The organism is Mucilaginibacter sp., from assembly GCF_028288225.1.
Lineage (GTDB): Bacteria > Bacteroidota > Bacteroidia > Sphingobacteriales > Sphingobacteriaceae > Mucilaginibacter.
On record NZ_JAQBOC010000003.1, the window covers coordinates 43,864 to 58,564 of the forward strand.

16 protein-coding genes are annotated in these 14,701 nt (G+C 38.0%); 5 read left to right on the top strand and 11 right to left on the bottom strand.

From position 1 onward, the window contains the following. The first annotated feature begins 131 nt into the window (after positions 1–131). Positions 132–368 carry a hypothetical protein gene (locus tag JWQ54_RS00380; protein WP_299578702.1) on the top strand — a complete coding sequence of 79 codons (237 nt, stop codon included), beginning with the start codon at positions 132–134 and terminating at the stop codon, positions 366–368. Between the two features lie 97 nt (positions 369–465). On the opposite strand, the gene JWQ54_RS00385 is transcribed toward JWQ54_RS00380, so the two are convergent. From JWQ54_RS00385 to tgt, 5 genes are all read right to left on the bottom strand, one after another. Continuing rightward, positions 466–1,353, bottom strand: a complete 888-nt coding sequence (locus JWQ54_RS00385) for an NAD(P)-dependent oxidoreductase (RefSeq protein ID WP_299578703.1) — start codon at positions 1,351–1,353, stop codon at positions 466–468. A 5-nt stretch (positions 1,354–1,358) separates the two neighbouring features. Then, positions 1,359–1,637 (bottom strand): LapA family protein, encoded by a 279-nt coding sequence (locus tag JWQ54_RS00390; protein WP_299578704.1) that lies wholly within the window; start codon positions 1,635–1,637, stop codon positions 1,359–1,361. 969 nt (positions 1,638–2,606) lie between these two features. Further along, positions 2,607–3,512, bottom strand: a complete 906-nt coding sequence (locus JWQ54_RS00395) for an EamA family transporter (protein ID WP_299578705.1) — start codon at positions 3,510–3,512, stop codon at positions 2,607–2,609. Continuing rightward, on the bottom strand, positions 3,512–4,618 hold the full coding sequence (locus JWQ54_RS00400) for an LptF/LptG family permease (protein ID WP_299578706.1): 1,107 nt from the start codon (positions 4,616–4,618) through the stop codon (positions 3,512–3,514). The genes JWQ54_RS00395 and JWQ54_RS00400 overlap by 1 nt, the downstream gene beginning before the upstream one ends. After that, positions 4,619–5,749: a tRNA guanosine(34) transglycosylase Tgt gene (gene tgt, locus JWQ54_RS00405; RefSeq protein ID WP_299578707.1), complete on the bottom strand. Its 1,131-nt coding sequence runs from the start codon at positions 5,747–5,749 to the stop codon at positions 4,619–4,621. Positions 5,750–5,896: 147 nt separating this feature from the next. Here tgt and JWQ54_RS00410 point away from each other — a divergent pair, with 147 nt between their 5' ends. The 3 genes from JWQ54_RS00410 to rsmG are packed head-to-tail and all read left to right on the top strand — an operon-like array spanning position 5,897 to position 8,251. After that, positions 5,897–7,039 (top strand): glycosyltransferase, encoded by a 1,143-nt coding sequence (locus JWQ54_RS00410; protein WP_299578708.1) that lies wholly within the window; start codon positions 5,897–5,899, stop codon positions 7,037–7,039. Continuing rightward, positions 7,030–7,635, top strand: coding sequence for a sigma-70 family RNA polymerase sigma factor (locus tag JWQ54_RS00415; protein WP_299578709.1), 606 nt, complete (start codon positions 7,030–7,032; stop codon positions 7,633–7,635). The genes JWQ54_RS00410 and JWQ54_RS00415 overlap by 10 nt, the downstream gene beginning before the upstream one ends. Then, complete coding sequence (gene rsmG, locus JWQ54_RS00420; RefSeq protein WP_299578710.1) at positions 7,625–8,251, top strand: 16S rRNA (guanine(527)-N(7))-methyltransferase RsmG; 627 nt, start codon at positions 7,625–7,627, stop codon at positions 8,249–8,251. The genes JWQ54_RS00415 and rsmG overlap by 11 nt, the downstream gene beginning before the upstream one ends. A gap of 243 nt (positions 8,252–8,494) precedes the next feature. On the opposite strand, the gene JWQ54_RS00425 is transcribed toward rsmG, so the two are convergent. Then, positions 8,495–10,162, bottom strand: a complete 1,668-nt coding sequence (locus JWQ54_RS00425) for a M56 family metallopeptidase (protein WP_299578711.1) — start codon at positions 10,160–10,162, stop codon at positions 8,495–8,497. Continuing rightward, complete coding sequence (locus JWQ54_RS00430) at positions 10,159–10,536, bottom strand: BlaI/MecI/CopY family transcriptional regulator (protein WP_299578712.1); 378 nt, start codon at positions 10,534–10,536, stop codon at positions 10,159–10,161. Before JWQ54_RS00430 ends, JWQ54_RS00425 begins: the two co-directional genes overlap by 4 nt. 164 nt (positions 10,537–10,700) lie before the next feature. On the opposite strand from JWQ54_RS00430, the gene dprA reads away from it, so the two are divergent. Next, positions 10,701–11,801 carry a DNA-processing protein DprA gene (gene dprA / locus JWQ54_RS00435; protein ID WP_299578714.1) on the top strand — a complete coding sequence of 367 codons (1,101 nt, stop codon included), beginning with the start codon at positions 10,701–10,703 and terminating at the stop codon, positions 11,799–11,801. Positions 11,802–11,879: 78 nt separating this feature from the next. On the opposite strand, the gene JWQ54_RS00440 is transcribed toward dprA, so the two are convergent. The 4 genes from JWQ54_RS00440 to rfaE2 form a co-directional block, all read right to left on the bottom strand. Further along, the gene (locus tag JWQ54_RS00440) at positions 11,880–12,356 is read right to left on the bottom strand and encodes a histidine phosphatase family protein (protein ID WP_299578716.1); all 477 of its coding nucleotides are present in this window, start codon (positions 12,354–12,356) and stop codon (positions 11,880–11,882) included. Between the two features lie 196 nt (positions 12,357–12,552). After that, positions 12,553–13,584, bottom strand: a complete 1,032-nt coding sequence (locus JWQ54_RS00445) for a glycosyltransferase family 9 protein (protein ID WP_299578718.1) — start codon at positions 13,582–13,584, stop codon at positions 12,553–12,555. Next, entirely contained in the window at positions 13,585–14,190 is a 606-nt protein-coding gene (locus JWQ54_RS00450; protein ID WP_299578719.1) for a DUF4254 domain-containing protein, read from the bottom strand. It abuts the gene before it with no gap. Between the two features lies 1 nt (position 14,191). Further along, positions 14,192–14,695: a D-glycero-beta-D-manno-heptose 1-phosphate adenylyltransferase gene (gene rfaE2 / locus JWQ54_RS00455; protein WP_299578721.1), complete on the bottom strand. Its 504-nt coding sequence runs from the start codon at positions 14,693–14,695 to the stop codon at positions 14,192–14,194. Positions 14,696–14,701 lie beyond the last annotated feature (6 nt).

Genomic DNA, 14,701 nt, shown 5'->3' on the forward strand with positions numbered 1-14,701 from the left:
CGGATGTTCGATTTCGGATTTTTTGTAATTGTTTTTAAATAAATGGAAAAAGCTGCAACACCTAAACGTTATAACCTAAAACCTCCGGTTGATCCGAACAAACCTGTAGCGCCATCAAAAAAATGTCCGGAATGCAAAAGCAGGAATATAAAGATCAGAAGCAGGCGCAGGTATTTTTTGAAGTCGGCCTTGTGCGCCGTTATTGCAGTACCTTACTGGGTACTACTGCTCAATTTAAAAGAAGAAGATATTCCCGAACCGCCCGCAAGTATAATGTTGTTGATATTATTAATGTTTTCTGGGTTACTCGCATCATACGGTTTATACTGTTTTGTGAGAGCCTTGGTAACAAAGCAAACAAGTTATAGATGCCGCTATTGTAAGACCAGATTTCACACCCCTGCTTTAGAGGTGTGAAATCTGGTCCAAACAAAAAATCCGAAATCGAACATCCGAAATCCGAAATCAAACCCCTGCATCTTCACTAACTCCCCGCCCAAAGCCTTCAACCCAGTCGGTATCTCCCCAGCCTTTTGCAACGGCGCTTAATAAGCGGTTGTGAACGACCGAAACGATAGGCATTGGACTCTCAGCTTGCTGAGACAGTTTAAATGCAATACGGGCGTCCTTATAGCCTAATTTCGATTTAAAGCCTACCGGTTGGTACTGTTTGCCTGCAATAAGCTTTCCATAATTTTGAAACAGCGGCGTATTGAACAGGGTAGACCCGAAAAACTCGGCAACCTTTAATCTGTCGAGCCCGCTCTTTTCGGCAAGGGTATAAGCCTCGGCCATCATCTCCAGTGACGCCATGATCATGAAGTTTCCGGCAACCTTTACAACGTTCGCTCCGCCGGCATCTTCACCAAAATCAAATATGCCCTGGCCCAAATTTTCCAGCACCGGTTTTGCAATTTCTTTAGACTGCTGATCGCCCGAGGTACAGATCCATAATTTTTTAGCAGCAGCAGCTTCAGGCCGTCCAAACACGGGCGCAGCAAGGTATCGGCTCCCGGCATTTTTATGCTCGTTTGAAAGCAGCCGCGCAATGTCAGGAGAGATGGTGCTCATGGAAATATGAAGGCCGTTTTTTGCCAGTGTTTTGAGGATTCCCTGGTCTCCCAAAACCGTCTCTTTTACGATCTCATCTTCCGATAGCATGGTGATGATTATATCCACACCACCGGCAGCTTCTGCCGGAGTTTGGCATACCACAATAGATGCACTATCAAGCTCATCAGCTTTTGAAATTGTACGGTTATAAACCTGTAATTGATAGCCCGCGCTAATCAAATTTTTTGCCATCGGGATGCCCATCTGTCCAAGCCCGATAAATCCAATTTTCTTATTCATGTTAATTAATTGATGTATTCTTTATCCTCGTCGCTTAGTGTATTGGGATTGCCTTTATCATAATTGCCGTCACTAAAGTCGCCGCCCAGGCGCTTAACTCTTTTGGGGCGACCCACCAGCACTCCCAATACAAACGATATTACCGCAACAAAAAAGAGCATCACTAATTTCGACATCCAGAACGTGGCCCACAAAAAATCAAAATTAACCCGTCCGGTATTTTGCATCAGCACAATGGTGAGCAGTATAGTGATGACGATGATAACGATTGTTTTTATTCTCATGATGATTTAGTTTAACATTTAATACAATATCCGGTTTTTTAATGTGGAATAAAAATTTGTAAAATTTTCAGTGAATAAATTTTTAGCAGGATGGAGGTGGGCAGCCAAAGACCAGGATCAATGAATACTGATTTTTTCAGGTTGTAATTTTATCCTCCCGGATAGGAAGATGCCATCTGAAAAATCTATCAAAATTTAACCAGGCAATATTTAGGATTCAGGGCCGATCCTGAGAAATTCAAAAAGTGTTTATCTATGCTTTTTTATTTTGGGTTGAATTTTATTTCATTGATTTATAAATCAAATCTGGCCAAATCCAGAAAAAAAAATCGAATTTATTTTCCTCCGGTTTTTCTTTTGGCATACATAAGATACAAAGTTGCACATTTCAAAAATTTCTAATTTTTTATTTGGATACACTATCTATCAATATGCGAATTTTGACCTTTCTCAAATAATTACTTTACTTAACATTGTTTAATTAATTGATTTACATGGAGTTTGTACTGTATTTTTTCAGTGTTTTTACCTATAGCTAAAAAAATTAGCAATTTGATTTTTTTTAAAATCAAAAAGTTAAAACTGTTTATTTTAATGATCTATATAAATAATAGATTATAAGTTGATTAAAATATTTACATAGTTATAAATATTAATTTTTTTGAGTAAAATAATCTACAATTTATAGATGAATTTATATCCTATAGCAGTTGTTATAGGAAAAATTAAATACACTTAGTCAATTTTTAAATTTGACGCCTGTTGCAACAAAAAGTATAAGATGGTATCCTGCAGTGGTAAAAAAAGATAATTGTTTGCAGGGGCTTAAATGGACGTTTGACAAGAGATTGTTTTTATCCCCCACTCTACAGGTAGGCCCGGGTTAAGGCAATAATGCTGTATGAAAGGGATGGTGCAAAAGGCTGCCTGATAGTTATGGAAGAATTTAGACGGGAGTAATTGACAATACTAAGAGCGACTTTTCCGCCTTGCTATTTGTTTTTTTGCGACAGGGAACAGGAAGATTGTAGACAAAATTATTACAGCACCCACCCAAAAGCCTATAGTCATTTTGTTCATATCCTTGAAAAAAACAAACGACATTATGATGCCGTACACCGGCTCGAGGTTGGTAATAAGTGCCACGCGGAAAGCTGAGAGCTCACGCATTACGGATACCCCTGCAACGTATGCAAGGGATGTACAAATGGTTCCCAGGATAAATAAGTAGCCAATATCCGCACCTTTAAGGGCCATTGATTGGTTAAACCCATTGGTAAATAAAAGGTAGATGGTGATCCATACCAAGGCACCTGATAGCTCATAAAATGCAATTACCGGTGCTTCATATTTTTTAACCTGCCTTGAATTTATGATAGCAAAAAGACTTGCAAACACTGCGCTTGTTAAGCCGGCTATTATGCCCTTAGTGTATTTTGTTTCAAATTTAAAGATCAAAATAATGCCCGCTATGATCAATGCACCGGCAAATATTTCTAGTTTTGAGATCTTTTTTTTATTGATCAACGGCTCAAAAATTGCTGTAAATAATGTGATGGATGAAAGGCAAACAAGCGTAACCGGCACGGTTGATAATTTGATGGAAGCAAAGAATAAGATCCAGTGGCCGCCTACCAAAGCGCCTGTAAATACCAGTTTTAAAAAGGTACTGCCACTTATTTTTAGTGCTGTTTTATTTACCTTGAAATACAGGAATAATGATACCGATGCAATGAGTACCCGGTACCAAACCAGGCTTACTGCTGAGATAGAAATCAGCGCTCCGAGTATGCCGGTAAAGCCCCAGATAAAAACGGTAAAATGAAGAATAAGTAAGTTTTTATTTACGCTTGCAGGGGCATTTTCATGGGTCATTATTTAGGTGCTTTTGAAAGTAAATATAGCCCAACTGCAGCAAATATTCCGTTAGGCATGCATACAGCTATCAAAGGGGCCATACTGCCTTTTACAGCAAATACCAATGCAAAACGGTCAACAACAATGTAGGCAAAACATAGGAATATACCTATCCCAAGGGGCAATCCTATTCCTCCTCTAACCTTACGCGACGATATAGAAACTCCTATCAAGGTGAGTACATATGATGATAAAGGGTATATAAAACGCCGGTATTTTTCGTACAGCATTTCTTTTAACGCGCCTGTACCTCTTATTTTTTCTTTTTCAATGTTCCTGTTCAAATCTTTGGTAGACATGGCCGTGTAAACATTGTCATAAACTATAAAGTCCACAGGCCGCATATCCAAAACAGTATCCTTTGATCTGCCTGAACTATCTACAAATCTCTCTTTAAGGCCATTTACATACTTAACAGTATAGTTTTTTATTGTCCATACCCTTTTAAGCGAATCATAAACAATGTTATTGGCAATAAGCTTTTCCCTGAGCTCATCGCCATCAAATTTCTCCATTATAAATTGGTAGCCTGTATGTATTGTATTATCAAATGACTGTACATATACAAATGTATGCTTATCCAATTGTATGTGTACTTCGCTTTTTGTAGGGTCATCACCATTAAACTGGTGTGAGTTTTCAAAGGTTATTTTAAGGTTATTGGTAAAGGGAATAAGGTAAATATTTGCAAAAAGCGATACAATAAATATCAGCGTAGCACAAACAAAATATGGCCTTAAAAACCTGTTAAAGCTAGACTTTCCGCTTAGTATGGGCACTATTTCGGTTTGGTTGGCCATCTTTGCCGTAAAGTAAATCACCGCCAAAAAATTAATCAGTGGCGACAACAGGTTCATATAAAAAGGTATAAACCCGGCATAGTATTTAAATACTATCTCATCTATAGTTGAGTGGTTTTTCAGGAAATTATCCAGGTGTTCTGATATGTCAAAAACTACCGTTATCACCACAAAAATTCCAAGTGTAAACACAAAAGTGCCCAGGTATTTTTTAATAATATACCAGTCGATAGTTTTTAAATACCTGTTTAAAATAGCCTTCATTTACAATCTTTGTCCTAAACGGTTAACCATTACATTTTTCCAGTTATAAAATTCGCCTGCAATGATCTTTTTGCGGGCCTCTTTAACCAGCCATAAATAAAAATGTAAGTTATGCAAAGTAGCTATCTGCGCACCTAACATCTCGCCTGAATGTATTAAATGGCGTAAATAGGCTTTTGAATAAATAGTATCGGCAAACAGCTCACTATCCGGCTCAATAGCCGAAAAGTCGTTTTTCCACTTCTCATTCTTAATATTAATTATGCCATTTTTTGTAAAAAGCATGCCGTTACGGGCATTGCGCGTTGGCATTACGCAATCAAACATATCAATTCCTAAAGCAATATTTTCCAATATGTTAACAGGTGTTCCTACACCCATTAGATAACGCGGTTTTTGCTCTGGTAATATATTACAAACAATTTCTGTCATGGCATACATTTCCTCTGCCAGTTCACCAACAGAAAGGCCGCCAATTGCATTTCCTTCACGCTCAAACGAAGCTATAGCTTCTGCAGATTTTACCCGCAGATCTTTATATACCGAACCTTGTACTATAGGGAATAAGGTTTGGCTATAGCCGTACTTTGGCTCTGTGCTGTCAAAGCGGTCGCAGCAGCGTTTAAGCCAACGGTGCGTCATTTCTATCGATCGCCGGGCATAGTTATACTCACAGGGATAAGGAGTGCATTCATCAAATGCCATAATAATATCAGCGCCAATTATCCGCTGAATATCCATTACATTTTCGGGCGTAAAAAGATGTTTTGACCCATCAATATGCGAGCGGAAAGTAACACCTTCCTCCTTTATTTTTCGAACTTCGGTTAGCGAATAAACCTGGTAGCCGCCACTATCAGTTAATATAGGGCCATCCCATCCATTAAATTTATGCAGCCCGCCGGCGCTTTCAAGCGTATCTAACCCGGGCCTCAAGTATAAGTGATAAGTATTACCAAGAATTATTTGCGCCTGTATATCGTTTTTAAGCTCGCGCTGATGTACTGCTTTTACAGTCCCTGCCGTGCCAACCGGCATAAATATAGGTGTTTGAATAGTGCCGTGATCGGTTGTGATCTCACCCGCCCTTGCCTTCGAAAGCGGGTCTTGTGCTGTTAAGTTAAATTTCATTATTACGAATGCAAAATTAACATAATAATTATGTTGTAACGCTGGAATGTTGTAAAGTTGAAATGTTATGAATATTCACGCGAATCTTTTGATTTATTTAACATTACAGCCCTCAACCTTACAACTTTCCAACAATTTTTAACAACTTTGCACGACTATTTTAACCAGGGTTTGGAAACATACATACACGAGGCTTTATTCATTTTATTTCAGTTTTGCTTGCTAATTCAGCTATACTTTTTGGTTACTAATCAAAGCAGGTTAACACGCTATAAGCCTTCTGAAACATTGCCGGAAGCCACGGTACCTATATCTGTAATTATAAGCGCACGTAATGAAGCTAATAATCTACGCGAAAACCTGCCTGCAATTTTAGAACAAAACTATCCCGATTTTGAAGTTGTTGTTATAAATGATTGTTCTTACGATTCGTCTGACGAGGTTTTAGAAGAGTTAAGTAAAATTTATCCCCGCTTAAAAGTTGTAACAATTACAGAACATGATCGGTTTAAAACCGGCAAAAAGTTTGCTTTAACACTCGGCATAAAGGCGGCAAAAAACGAACATTTGTTATTTACGGATGCTGATTGTATGCCGGCTTCATATAACTGGATAACTTATATGGCTGCAAATTTTAATGGCTCTATTCAAATTGTATTGGGGTATTCGCCTTATAAAAAGACGCGTAATTTTTTAAATCCTTTTATCCGTTTTGAAACTATAAAAACAGCTATTAACTATTTATCGGCTGCGGTAAATGGCGATGCATATATGGGAATTGGACGTAACCTGGCCTATACTAAAACACTATTTTTTAACGCTAAAGGGTTTGCAGCACATATGCACATTTTATCTGGCGATGATGACCTTTTTGTAAATCAAAATGCCACGCCTGATAATACCGCCATTGAAATTAATGCCGGAGCATTTACTTATTCCGACGCAAAAACGACATTAGTATCTTTGTTCCGCCAAAAAAAGCGACACTTTGGTGTTGGTAAATTATATAAGAAAAGGCATCGCCGGATGCTTAGTATTGATGCGGTAAGTGGCTTCCTTTTCTATATTTTATTAACATTAGGCATAGTTTTCAACTTTGAACCGCTGTTAGCATTAGGTTTGTTTATGTTTAGGTTGATTTTTCAATTGGTTATATATAGTAAGTTATTTAAGCGATTAGATAGTAAGGATCTTTTATGGTATCTGCCTTTTTTTGATGCGGTTTATTATATTTATTTAAACACTTTTGGATTAATTGGAACTTTTATAAAAACCACTCAATGGAAATAAATTCGAATTTTACCGAGAACGCAAAAAATGATTTTCACCTTGTGGTTAAGGCACGCAAGGGTGACCAAAAAGCATACGCTGATCTGATGCACAGGTATAAGGATTCCATTTATTTTATGGTGCTAAAAATGGTAAATAACAAGGAGGATGCAATGGATCTTACTGTTGAAACCTTTGCCAAAGCGTTTGAAAAGCTTGAGAAATACCAGCCCGATTATGCCTTTAGTACCTGGCTTTTCCGCGTAGCCACCAATAACTGTATAGATTTCATCAGGAAAAAAAAATTGAATACAATGTCGATCCACGGGATGATGGATGAGGATGGAGAGGAAAAACAGCTTCAAATTAAAGCTGATGTGCTTAACCCGGAAGAGACTTCTATAAAAAAACAACAAACCCAGGAACTTAAATTACTTATAGAGAGTTTACCCCCACGCTATCGTAACCTGATCACGCTGCGCTATTTTGATGAACTGTCATACGAAGAAATTGCCCAGCAGCTTGATCTGCCTTTAGGTACAGTTAAAGCACAGTTATTCAGAGCAAGATACCTGCTTGGAAATATCATAAATCGTTTTAACCGGGATGATATCTAACGACCTGCTAAACTATTTCCCCGATCTTACTGCTCAACAAACAGCGCAATTTAACCGTTTGCCTGAACTATATACCTTCTGGAATAGCCAAATCAATGTAATATCCCGCAAGGATATCGATCTGCTTGGCGAACGCCATGTTTTGCACTCATTAGGTATAGCTAAAATCCTTACATTTTTACCAGGCGAAAATGTGCTTGATGTGGGTACTGGTGGCGGCTTCCCCGGCATTCCATTAGCTATCTTATTTCCCGAAACACAATTCCATTTGGTCGATTCTATAGGTAAAAAGATAAAAGTAGTGCAGGAAATTGCAGCAGCTTTGAGCCTAAAGAATGTAAAAGCCACGCATCAGCGCGCCGAGCAGATTGATGAAAAGTCTGATTTTGTAGTATCCCGGGCGGTAACACAACTAAAGGATTTTTATCCCTGGGTGAGCGGCAAGTTTAATAAGGAGTCAAAAAATGCGCTTCCAAATGGGATACTTTATCTTAAGGGCGGAGATCTCGAACAGGAAATTAAAGAATCAGGCTTAAAGGTTACTCAATATTACCTGAAAGACTATTTTGAAGAGGAGTTTTTTGAAACCAAGCAGGTCATCTATATTAAAGGGTGACCGGGATTAAGTGATTCAGGGCGATTTTACGGATTTTATTTTGAATGATTTCTCTGATTTAAGAGTGATTGCACCGATTTTTAGGAATATTAATATCGGTTTAAAGAGGATCGTTGATGTTTTGATAATTCAATCGCAATCGGTGAAATCATTTTAAATAATCTTTGTAATCACTTATAATAACAAATTGCCAAAGCGGTTTTAGACGTTTAGCAATCGTTCCTCATGTAAAAGAGGATTAATTTATTTAATAGGATATCCCATAATAACAATTTCTCCTGCAAATGACGGATCTTTTTTAAATAGATCAGTACTGGCTGTTTTTGGTGGCTGTATCCCTTTTAAATAATAAGTAACGGCAAGTTTATAGCTCCCCGGATCTGTATTAACTGTGCCGGAAAAGGCATTTACTACTCTTTTCACTTCCTCATCGCAACCGCTGCCAATTCCTTTTAAAATCGAAATATCAGCTAATTTATGATCATTTGTTACCGTAAACTGAACAATAACGCTACCAATTAAATTGTTTTCGAAAGCGCGCGTCGGGTAGTGTGTGTTTTTTGCCATGTATTTACTTAACGCTTCAAAAGGGCTTAAAGGAGGCATAGCAGGTGGCGGCGGTGGTGGTGCTGGCGTTTTTTGCTGTATGTTTTTTATAACAGTAGCCCTCGCGTTGTTAATCTCGCTTTTTATATCAGAGGAAGGAGACGATGCCTGTGCCAATTTTACATCAGCAATAGCTATAGGACCCTCCGATTTTGAATTAATTGATGATTTTGACGCAGGCAAAAGCTTAAGAGTTATTACATCACCTGATTTTTTATTTTTTGATGGTACCCGAGGAAGTTTAACATCTTTCACCGTTACCATGTCATCCGATTTTGCACTTTTGGGCGGCGCAGGTGGTGGTGGCGGCGGAATTTTTTTGTCAGCAGACAACTTTACCTGGATAACAGTATCCGCATTTTTGTTTTTTAAAACATCCGGGTTTTTGGTTACAGGTGTTTGTAAACTAAATAATTTATTTGCCGGCAAAATATTGACCCAGCCATAACTTTTTGAAAATGCCAGTGTCGACATACATAGTAATGCCCCGCAAACGGGAATTACTGTCAGGTACTTTAGCCTTGCTAAATTACCCGAGCGTTTTTGGTTTAACATAATGATCCTCTTTTTTAGTAAATTATAATTAAAAAATGAATGCGTTATGGAGGAGCCGCTTATGCCATAAGCATTGCTTACCAGGAAAGACGAATAGGTGAGGGCATCGTTTTCAAAGGCGGCCGTTTGTTCGTCGGCAATATATTCATGCACTGTTTTAAGGCTTCTTTGCAACAGATATATAAAGGGGTTAAACCAACTGACGATCTTAATCAACTCTAAAAAAATAATATCAAATGAATGCTTTTGGTTGATGTGTACCAGCTCATGCCTGATAATGGTTTCCGCGCCTGACACCTTTGTACCTATAAAAACGTAATTAAAAAAGGAAAAAGCTGTATTTGAATCTTTAACCCTTACCAGTTTATACTTATCATCAAGCACATCTTTTTGAGCACGGGTTAGCTTTATCAGCTGGAAGACCTTCAATATAAATACTGCCAGCATAGCAGCAGTGCCCAGGATATAGGCATATAAAAGGCTACCCTGCAAAGTAAAATGAGATACCTCAGTTGTGCCAATTGACTTAAAATTAGGGTTGGTAATAACGGTTATAACCTGGCCGCCGTCCATATATGATCTCAGTGCTCCGATTTGAATCAGTGGTATCAGGTATGATAAAACGCAGGTAATTAACAGGTAGATCCTGTTTAATTTATAGTGTGTTTCCTTATCTAACAAAATAAAATACAATAGGTAAAACACCGCCAGGTAAATATTTGCCTCCAAAAGATAATGCAGCCAGCTCATGATTTTTTGTTTTTAAGGTTATTAATTAATGAGGATAACTCATCCAGTTCCTTTACACCAAGGTCCTTTTCATCTACAATAAATGATACCAAGCTTTTGTAAGAATTACTAAAATAGTTCTTCATCATTTTATCAAAGGTGAACTTCTTATACTCGTCATCACTAATGGCAGGGAAGTAAACATGCGAGTTACCATAAGCTTTATGGTCAATAAATCCCTTACCTTCAAGCACCCTTACAACTGTTGAAACAGTGTTATATGCTGGTTTAGGATCGGGCATTTCTTCAATAATATCTTTTACAATGGCTTCCTTTAGCTGCCACAAGATCTGCATTACCTGTTCTTCGGCTTTGGTTAATTCTTTAATGTTCATAGCAAACTATTTTTATAGTTAGATAAAGATAAAACTATTTTTATAGTTTGCAAACTATTTTTGTAGTTTTTTATTTTTTGCTAAAATTGTTAGGATTTTTATATTTTAGGGGGATAATAGCGGCGCTGTAAATTAATTCAGAAATAGTCGCTTGTAACTTAAATATGTCACTACTTCATCGTGTTGCCTTAACCTTCGTAAAAAACATTGGTCCAACCTTAGCCAAATCATTGGTAGCGCATTTTGGCGATGCTGAAAAGGTATTCAGCGCTTCGGCGGTTAAACTGTTAAAAGTACCGGGGATAGGAGAGAAGACGGTTGGACAGCTTGATTTTGATGTTGCCCTTAAAAAGGCTGAAAACGAGTTGAAATTTATTGAAAAGAATGGGGTAGAGGTTATATTTTATACTGATGCCAAATATCCCAAACGCTTAAAAAGCTGTAACGATTCGCCTGTTTTATTATATGCCAAAGGCGATGCTGATTTAAATACACAGCATATAGTTAGCATTGTTGGCACCCGTAATGCTACTGAATATGGCAAACAGCTATGCCGCCAATTGATTGAGGAGCTGCAACAACACAATGTTTTAGTAGTAAGCGGGCTTGCATTGGGTATTGATGTTGCCATACACAAAGAATGCTTAAAACAAAACGTACCGACAGTAGGTGTAATAGGGCATGGGCTGGATAGGATGTATCCAAGCCAAAACCGGGCCACCGCCGAGAAAATGCTGGAGAACGGTGGACTATTATCCGAATATCCATCCGGAACAATCCCCGACAGAGAGAACTTTCCGCAACGTAACCGTATAGTTGCCGGTATTGCAGATGCTACTATCGTAGTTGAGGCAAGTATAAAAGGCGGCGCATTGATAACTGCCGAGATAGCAAACTCCTACAACAGGGACGTGTTTGCTTTTCCGGGAAGGCTTGGGGATGAGTTTTCTGAAGGCTGTAATTTTTTGATCCGTAATAATAAGGCCCAACTGCTTACTTGTGTTGCCGACTTAGCTTACAGCTTAGGCTGGGAAAAGAAAGATAGTGTGAAACGGGTTATTGAGCAATATGTTTTACCGCTTGATCTGTCATCAGATGAAAGCCTGATATTTAATTTTATAAAAGAAAACAATGGGCCATTAGCTATTGATGATCTTTCAATAAAAACCAGCATGCCAACCAGTAAGCTGGCTATGAATTTGCTCAATATGGAAATGCAAGGGTACATCAGATCGCTACCGGGGAAAACCTATTGTATCTCCTGATGATTTATTAGTTCAAAGGTTCATTAGTGTCTTGGACTTGTCGGGTTTGACTAATGACTACCAACTCATGACTTTGGGCTATTCATTGGGCGAACTGTAGTAAACTAATGTGCCTAGATCCCGGCTGGCCGAGGCCCAGCTATCTATTTCAAAATCAATCAGCGCTACAGTGCTTGTATGCACATCTCTTACTTCGCCGGTTAAATAATAGAGTATTTGAGCTATGCCGGGATTGTGCCCTACAAGCGCAATGAAGTCCTGCTGATTAGGGAATTCATTAATAACCTTTAATAAGGCTTTTTCACTAGCCGCATATATCGCTTTATTTGTTCCAGGTTGTGGTAAACCCAAATGATCAGTAAATATTTCGGCCGTAGTTTTGGCCCTTAATGCCGGGCTGGTTATTATTAGTTGAGGAATTATTGAACGCTCCTTTATCCGGTCGGCCATAAAGCCGGCATCCTGCATACCGATATATTTTAACGGCCTGTCAATATCCTTTGCGGCTGTATCTTTCTCCGCTTTGGCATGTCGTATCAGCAGTAACTTTTTCATGGGATATTAATTAATGATCATGAATTTGAACGAATTTCACAAATCACTAATTCGTAAAATTCGAATAAATCCGGGCAATTTGTGCTTCAAATAAAAACATTACAAAGTACAATTAATTGATATTTAAATGAAGGTAATTTTCATATAAATTGTTTTAAATAATGTAGTTTGTTTTTGATTATTGAGCCTTGTTTCTTTATCTGATAAATTTACTCAGGCTGTCAACAATTGTTTCAGGACTGATATTGTACAAACAAGCATAATCCTTACGAAAACAGGGTTTATTGCCATAAATTGAACAAGGCCTGCATTCTATATCATCAGCAATTATATTGTTTTCTGATTGTCCGTAACCTAAAAAGCCCGCAAAATGATGCGTAGCCCCCCAAACAGAAACCACCGGAATACCTTCCAATGATGCCAGATGCATTCCTGCCGAATCCATGCTCATCATTACATCAAGCTGGCTTATAACTGCGAGCTCCTGCTCCATGGTAATGCGCCTAACCAATGAGGTTACAGTATTGTACTTTTGCTGCCATTGCAAGCAAATCTCCTCTTCCAACAAAGAACCACCAAAAAGGAACAGGCTCACATTTTTATTATTTAGTGATTTAATAACTTCTTCTGTTCTATCCAATGGATAAATTTTGCCTTTGTGCTTTGCAAAAGGGGCTATGCCTATCCATGTGTTTGTTTTTTTACCGGTTACGGCAAGTATTTCATCAGTTAGCTGTTGTGGTTTTTTTATCAGTTGATGATCGAGTTTTACCTGAAAGCCTAACTCCTTAAATACATCAGCATAACGCTCAGTAGTTAATTTAAGCGGTTTTAGAATTTTATTAGGGAAACGGGTTAATAGTTTTTTGTCTTCCCGACCCTTATCAATATGAGCATAAGTTAATCCAGAAAACCGGAAGAGCTTTCTTAATACTTTTGTTCTTAAATTATCGTGCAGGTCTGCAAGAGCAGCGTATTGTGCATTTTTTTTGAGCACCCTGAATAACTTTATTATTCCTGCAAACCCTTTATAATGAAGGTTAAGATCTGCCGGGAAATAGGCAAGCCGGGGAATATCCTTAAAAAATTCCGCAAATTCGGGCCGGGAAACAAAAGTAATAGTTAGTTCAGGATTTTGATTTAGCACAGCTTTTATAACCGGAACCGTCATGGCCACATCGCCCATTGCCGAAAAACGAACAGCCAATATATGCTTTGGTGCGGGCATTTATTTTTTGTTATTATACAAAACAGGGTTCAAATCAGGGTCGTTATACATCTTCATCTGGCGATAAACTTTCATGTATTTTTCTCCCTTTTGTATATCATCAATCAATTCATTAATTGCCAGCGACAGGTCTGTTTGTTGTTGCAAAAGAACACCCAGTTTTGCTTTGCGCTGGTTTAAATCGGCTTCATTAACATTTGTCCGGATGCTTTCTTCATGCATGTGATAAATCTTCAATGCAAGAATTGAAAGCCTGTCAATTGCCCATGCCGGGCTTTCTGTATTTATACGGGCATTGCTTAGCGGCCGGACATTTTTATACTTATCCAAAAAATAGCTGTCAATTTCTTCCACAAGGTCCGTACGGTCCTGGTTTGACCTGTCAATTTTGCGTTTCCATTTCAATGCCACAACAGGATCGATAGCCGGGTTACGGATCTCATCCTCCATATGCCATTGAGCAGTATCTATCCAGCATTTGGCGTAAAGCAAATTTTCAAAAGAGCCTGTTTCATAGGGGTTTTCGTATGTTTTATTTATATCATTATATAAATGATAATCATATATTGCCTTTATAAAAACCTTGTTGCAAAGCTCGCTTATCATTTTATAGTTCTCTTTCTTTTATTTTTTTAATAATTGAGGTTGATGAATATCCTTCAACAAAAGTAATGGTTTTTACTTCGCCTCCGTTAGCTATAACTTCTTTAGCCCCAACAATATTTTCAATTGAATAATCCGCGCCTTTCACTAATATGTCCGGCATCAAAAAATTAATCACGTTAAGGGGTATGTCTTCATCAAACATAACAACACCATCAACAAAAAATAGCGATGCTAATATGGCTGCCCGACTGTTTTGATCATTTATAGGGCGATTTTCGCCTTTAATTCGCTTTACAGAGCTATCTGTATTTAAGCCAATGATCAATTTATCACCCAATTCGGCAGCTTTTGCCAGGTAAGTAACATGGCCAATATGCAGTAAATCAAAAACTCCATTGGTAAACACTACCTTTTTGCCTTCCTTTTGCCATGCTGAAACCATGCCCTTAAGTGAAGACAAAGGTTGTATTTTATTTAATAACTCTTTTTCTAAATCGTTTCTCATGGTTTA

Coding starts and splice junctions, on each gene's coding strand:
- JWQ54_RS00380 (WP_299578702.1), top strand. CDS start 132: ATGCAAAAGCAGGAATATAAAGATCAGAAGCAGGCGCAGGTATTTTTT.
- JWQ54_RS00385 (WP_299578703.1), bottom strand. CDS start 1,353: ATGAATAAGAAAATTGGATTTATCGGGCTTGGACAGATGGGCATCCCG.
- JWQ54_RS00390 (WP_299578704.1), bottom strand. CDS start 1,637: ATGAGAATAAAAACAATCGTTATCATCGTCATCACTATACTGCTCACC.
- JWQ54_RS00395 (WP_299578705.1), bottom strand. CDS start 3,512: ATGACCCATGAAAATGCCCCTGCAAGCGTAAATAAAAACTTACTTATT.
- JWQ54_RS00400 (WP_299578706.1), bottom strand. CDS start 4,618: ATGAAGGCTATTTTAAACAGGTATTTAAAAACTATCGACTGGTATATT.
- tgt (WP_299578707.1), bottom strand. CDS start 5,749: ATGAAATTTAACTTAACAGCACAAGACCCGCTTTCGAAGGCAAGGGCG.
- JWQ54_RS00415 (WP_299578709.1), top strand. CDS start 7,030: ATGGAAATAAATTCGAATTTTACCGAGAACGCAAAAAATGATTTTCAC.
- rsmG (WP_299578710.1), top strand. CDS start 7,625: ATGATATCTAACGACCTGCTAAACTATTTCCCCGATCTTACTGCTCAA.
- JWQ54_RS00425 (WP_299578711.1), bottom strand. CDS start 10,162: ATGAGCTGGCTGCATTATCTTTTGGAGGCAAATATTTACCTGGCGGTG.
- JWQ54_RS00430 (WP_299578712.1), bottom strand. CDS start 10,536: ATGAACATTAAAGAATTAACCAAAGCCGAAGAACAGGTAATGCAGATC.
- dprA (WP_299578714.1), top strand. CDS start 10,701: ATGTCACTACTTCATCGTGTTGCCTTAACCTTCGTAAAAAACATTGGT.
- JWQ54_RS00440 (WP_299578716.1), bottom strand. CDS start 12,356: ATGAAAAAGTTACTGCTGATACGACATGCCAAAGCGGAGAAAGATACA.
- JWQ54_RS00445 (WP_299578718.1), bottom strand. CDS start 13,584: ATGCCCGCACCAAAGCATATATTGGCTGTTCGTTTTTCGGCAATGGGC.
- JWQ54_RS00450 (WP_299578719.1), bottom strand. CDS start 14,190: ATGATAAGCGAGCTTTGCAACAAGGTTTTTATAAAGGCAATATATGAT.
- rfaE2 (WP_299578721.1), bottom strand. CDS start 14,695: ATGAGAAACGATTTAGAAAAAGAGTTATTAAATAAAATACAACCTTTG.